Genomic DNA, 4244 nt, shown 5'->3' on the forward strand with positions numbered 1-4244 from the left:
CCGGTGGCCACCACGGTCGAGGCGGCGCGCGAGCTGGCGGCCGCGACGCGGGCGGCCGGCGTGGCCTCCGTGGTGTTCTTCACGCTGCGGTTCGCGCCCGAGACGGCGGCCTGGGTGGCCGCCCAGATAGGCGGCCAGCCACGGAGCGCCGTTGGGCAGCAGCAGGGCGGCGCACTGGGGCTCGTCCCGCGGCGACGGGCCCAGCGTCCGGGCCAGGGCCGTGGACCACCGGTCGAGGTCGGCGTACGACCAGGTCGCGTCGTCCTCGATCACGGCGGGGCGCCTGCCGCCCTCGGCCACCGCCGACAGCAGGGCCGTTCGGAACACACTCATGTCGACTGTCCTTGCGGGGAGTGGGTGACGCGGACGTCGGCCGGAACGACCTGCGGGCTGAACAGCTCCTCGACGTGCACCAGCGGGCCGTCGACGGCATCGAGGGTGTACGCCTTGCAGACGCAGGGCCCGCCCCCGAACCAGCGCCGCCGGCCGACCCAGTGGACCCGCCGCCGCAGCACGACCCCGGCGTCGGCCAGTCCGAAACCCAGCGGCTGCCCCGGGTCGCCCGCGACCTCGTCGACCCGCGGGTCGACACCCATCCGCGCCACCACCACGTTGTCGGACACCGTGGTGCCACAGGCCAGGACCAGGCGGGTGCGCCGCACCAGGCACCGTTCCTGGCCCGAGAGCCGTAACCGCTCGCGCGCGCCCGGGTCGAGCAGCCCGGCCGCCACCTCCCGCAACGACCACACCCGAGCCCGTAACGGCCCGTCAGAGGCTGCCTGCAGCAGTGGTGTGGTGAGCCCTTCGCTGGCCAGCAGCATCCGGGTGACCGGGGAGACGAAGTGCGTCACTCGCGCGTCCAGGTCGCGGGAGTGCGGTGCGTGCGGGTGGGGCCTCTTCGGCACCTGCGCAGGAGACACGACCACCTCGGCGATGAAGAGAGGAAACGGTACGTCACCATTCGTGACGAGAGCCGCACTCTATGCGGTCGCTGCTCCCGTCGACCGCATCCGCTAGGCCATCCGGGTGACGGGCGCGGAGGTGGGCGTGGCGCCGGAGGTTACGAGGGCGTCGCGTCGGGGCGGTGGCGTCAGGGGCGGCTGCGGCGTTTGTGGAGGTGTGCGGCGGTGTCGAGGGTGCGGTCGATACCGGCGGCGACGCCGTCGTCCGTGTTGGTCAGGTACCGCACGATGGCCGCGCCGGCCGTCGAAACGGCCGCAGGAGGTATCGGGAACGTCCGGAAGAGCAACGGGAGTCCGTAGATCTCGCGGAGGATCTCCTCGACGACGAACTCGTTGACCGGTCGCCGCTCCTCGCGGTGCCGGGCCGCGATCTCGTCACTGAACGCCGCGATGTCCTCGATCCCGCGGCGGTCGCCCAGCCGCGGCGCGAGGAGTACGGCGGCCACGGAGACGAGGAAGTCGTTGAAGGCGATTCTGTCGTCCGGCGAGAGGGCGTCGTTGAGCGCCTTCGCCCTGCGGTCCTTGAGGACGAGGCACCTGATCTGGTCGCGGAACCGTGGTTCGACGGGCATGTCGGCCGCCTTCTACTCGAGGTGGGTGAAACTCATGAGGACGTCGAGCACGGCGTCCTCGAACGACTCGTGTCTGCCTACCTCGTCCATGCGGAAGAGCCCGGCGTTCCGTACGACGGCGAAGGCGGACCACAGCCCCAGGTGGTGGTCCACCCGTCCGGCGTGGAACGTCTCCCCGCCGTCTTCGAGGACGACGCCGACGATCTCCTCGCCGGGGCGTGCGTCCGGCTGCGGCCGGAGCGAGAACCGGTGGCGTTCGAGGGACTGCCGGAGTTCCGTACTGACTTCGGGGATCGTCACGTCGCCCTTCCTTGTCCTGCGTCAGGGTTGGGGCCACTTCGCCTCGCGAAGGAGTCCGGCGGCATGGTCGCGGAGCCTTCCCTGGCCGGTGGCCTTGTAGTAGTCGCGCGCCGCACGTGCGAGGTTCGTCCTGGACGGCAGCAGGGTGAGGAAGTCGGCGAGGACGCGCTCCCGCCCCGTGTCATCGAGGGTGGCCCACTCGCCGTGGGGTCCACCGCAGGCATCCACGAGGACGTCGAGGCACTGGGCGATCGCCAGCGGCGCGCTGCCGTCCCAGTCGGCAAGCCATCGTTGTCGTAACGCCTCGGCGGCGAGGCTGGAGAGTGCGGGCGCCGGGCGCGCGGGTGCCGGTTCCTCCTGACTCCTCGTCTCCTCGGGCTCCCGGGACGTGCCGATTCCGAGGCGGATACGTTGCCGGAGTCCGGTCAGCCGCTCCTGGGCGGCGCCGTTGCCCCGGCGCGCGGCGAGGTCGTACCAGTACACGGCCTGGTCCACGTCCTTGTACTGCTCCTCGTAGAGCTGTCCGAGGTGCAGCGGACCCACCTGGTCGCCGGCTTCCGAGGCCTTCGAGTACCACCGCGTGGCCTCCAGGAGCGCCGCCGTGGTGGCAGGTCGTGGTTCGACTCCCTGCATTCTCGCCTGGACCCGGCCCTCGGCGATCTGCCCGAGCCGGTTCATCGAGGGGGCGTGTCCGGCCTCGGCCGCCGCCCGGTACATCGCGGCGATGACCGGCAGCCGTTCGATTCCCTCCCTGGTCTCGAGGCGGTATGCCTCGTGGAAGACGGTGTCCGGGTCGGAGCCGGGCCCGGGCGCGGCGTCGGCGGCGTTGTTGCGGGCGAACACCCAGCCGGCGGCGTGGTCCTCGATGCGGCGGCCCGGTTCGGGTCTGCCGTCCTCGACCAGTCGGTCGGCGACCACGCCGAAGATGTGGTCGAAGGTGAGACCGGCCGGTCCGCCGGGGATGCCTTCCCGCACCGTCCGGACGAGAGCCTTGGTGAAGTACGTCTGCGCGTCGGTGACCTCCTCCTTCTCGTACCAGGAGGCCTCGAACGCGCTGCTGCTCATCAGCACGTAGGCACCGGACACCGGGGGCGGACGGGTGGCCGAGAGGCGACCGTACTCCTCCGTGGCGAGCCCCGCGTAGCAGCAGTCGAGCACCGCGATCCTGACCGCGGCCCTGCTGGCTCGGAACGCGTCCCGCACGGCCTCGAACGGCAAGCCCGTGGCGGCGGTGAAGTGGGGATCGGTCCGGGTGTCGCCCACGGCGAGACAGAGCCGCTCGCGGTGGTCGTAGATCCCGTGTCCGACGTAGTAGAACAGGGCGACGTCGGTGGCCTGGAGGAACGTCTCGATGAGTTCGACGTGTGTCGTGCCGAGGGTGGGGCGGTCGCAGAGCAGCTTGAGGGAACCGCGCGGCCACGAGCCGCACACCGGGTCCTGGAGCAGTTCCCGCATCCGGTGGAAACTGCGTTCGGCCGCGGGGACGTTGGCGAAGTCCCGGTAGTTCCAGGTGCCCATGAGGACCGCGCGTGAACGGGAGTGGTCCCGGTTCGCCAGGTCAGTCATCGCCGAGCAGGCGGTTGGCGATCTCCAGGGCCTTCTCGGGGTCCGGAAGGTTCTCGCCGTCGAAGGTCACGGAGCGGTCGCCACGGGTGATCGTCACACTCACGGACGACCGTCTGGATCGGATGAACGCCGGCAGCGTCCGGATCACGACGGTGAGCACCGCTGCGGACGGCACCAGCAGCCGCAGTGTCTCGGCGACACCCAGTTCGCCGTCCTGAGGGCCGGAGCGGTGCCGGGTGACGGCCACGTCCGGGATCGTGCCGAGGCGACGGAACAGCGGACCGACACCGGCTGGCTCGGAGACTGTCACCGCACAGGTGAACAGTGTCTCGGCGGCGTCCGGGGCGGTGCCGGAGTTCTGTGCGGACATCGGTTCGGGCATCGGGGCCTCCAGGTCGATGGTGCGCTCGGGCCCACCCGGGTTCCGTTCGGTCTCCAAGGGGCGTGCCCGTCCTCGGATCCTCAGATCTCCACCCGCCGGACCAGGTTGTAGTACAGCGATATGTCCTCGGGGGCGTGCAGGCGGCTGTCCTCGCCGTCGCCGCTCACCGCCCGGACCCACCCGCGCGGAGCGGAGGATTCGGGCTTGCTGAGGGTGAAGGGGCCTTGTCCGTTGATGCCCCACACGGTGCTGCCGAGGCGCACGGTGTGGCCGTCCTTGGTGCGGTAGGTAGCCATACAGGAGTCGTACCACCGCTCCTGTCCGTGCGGAGGCCTTTCACAGAACGCCCATACGGGCCGACAGAAAGGTCGTTGCCCCGCTCCCACGAGCAGGACGCACGGCCTGCGGGGACGTCGCGGGACGTCGCACACCAACTCGGCGGCGGCGGGGGCGGGCGCGGAG

General features: G+C 71.1%; 6 protein-coding genes and 1 pseudogene. 1 reads left to right on the top strand and 6 read right to left on the bottom strand.

The genetic code is table 11. The annotated features are described in order from the left end of the window. Positions 1 to 132, top strand: a pseudogene (locus tag E1283_RS39255) (gfo/Idh/MocA family oxidoreductase); the annotation flags it as partial. Between the two features lie 197 nt (positions 133 to 329). On the opposite strand, the gene E1283_RS37690 reads toward E1283_RS39255, so the two are convergent. The 6 genes from E1283_RS37690 to E1283_RS32910 form a co-directional block, all read right to left on the bottom strand. Continuing rightward, positions 330 to 905 carry a hypothetical protein gene (locus tag E1283_RS37690; RefSeq protein ID WP_165956335.1) on the bottom strand — a complete coding sequence of 192 codons (576 nt, stop codon included), beginning with the start codon at positions 903 to 905 and terminating at the stop codon, positions 330 to 332. Between the two features lie 185 nt (positions 906 to 1090). Next, entirely contained in the window at positions 1091 to 1534 is a 444-nt protein-coding gene (locus E1283_RS32890; protein ID WP_132821823.1) for a hypothetical protein, read from the bottom strand. A 12-nt stretch (positions 1535 to 1546) separates the two neighbouring features. Further along, entirely contained in the window at positions 1547 to 1834 is a 288-nt protein-coding gene (locus tag E1283_RS32895; RefSeq protein WP_132821824.1) for a hypothetical protein, read from the bottom strand. Between the two features lie 21 nt (positions 1835 to 1855). Beyond that, on the bottom strand, positions 1856 to 3400 hold the full coding sequence (locus tag E1283_RS32900; RefSeq protein WP_132821825.1) for a caspase, EACC1-associated type: 1545 nt from the start codon (positions 3398 to 3400) through the stop codon (positions 1856 to 1858). After that, positions 3393 to 3839: an effector-associated constant component EACC1 gene (locus E1283_RS32905; protein ID WP_243745267.1), complete on the bottom strand. Its 447-nt coding sequence runs from the start codon at positions 3837 to 3839 to the stop codon at positions 3393 to 3395. The genes E1283_RS32900 and E1283_RS32905 overlap by 8 nt, the downstream gene beginning before the upstream one ends. Before the next feature lie 23 nt (positions 3840 to 3862). After that, on the bottom strand, positions 3863 to 4078 hold the full coding sequence (locus tag E1283_RS32910; protein WP_132821826.1) for a hypothetical protein: 216 nt from the start codon (positions 4076 to 4078) through the stop codon (positions 3863 to 3865). Between the last annotated feature and the right edge of the window lie 166 nt (positions 4079 to 4244).

Source organism: Streptomyces hainanensis (assembly GCF_004348415.1).
In the GTDB taxonomy this organism is placed as follows: domain Bacteria; phylum Actinomycetota; class Actinomycetes; order Streptomycetales; family Streptomycetaceae; genus Streptomyces; species Streptomyces hainanensis.